The organism is Corynebacterium sp. UMB10321 (assembly GCF_030228725.1).
GTDB classification, from domain to species: domain Bacteria; phylum Actinomycetota; class Actinomycetes; order Mycobacteriales; family Mycobacteriaceae; genus Corynebacterium; species Corynebacterium pseudogenitalium.
Genome location: NZ_JASOZC010000063.1, coordinates 1 through 254 on the forward strand (window position 1 = coordinate 1; position 254 = coordinate 254).

Here is a 254-nt window from a genome sequence, read left to right on the forward strand (position 1 = left end):
CATTTCTAGCATAGGGATCATATCCTAAAAAGGCAGTCAGTTCAGATTCTAACATGTCATTAACAGCTTGTTGGATTTCATGACGAAGCAAATCATTAATTTTATCTTGATTGAATAGAGCTTGAGTTATATTTTTGGTAAAATCATTCATGAAGGAGTTCTTCTTTCTGTATGTTTTTTTGTTCAAACCAATCATACGAGAAAGGAACTCCTTTTTCTAATGTTTTAGGAAATTAAATTAAGGAATAATTCAT

1 pseudogene is annotated in these 254 nt (G+C 29.9%); it reads right to left on the reverse strand.

The features are described from left to right. Positions 1-151 (reverse strand): annotated as a pseudogene (locus tag QP752_RS11315) (IS256 family transposase); the annotation flags it as partial. Positions 152-254 lie beyond the last annotated feature (103 nt).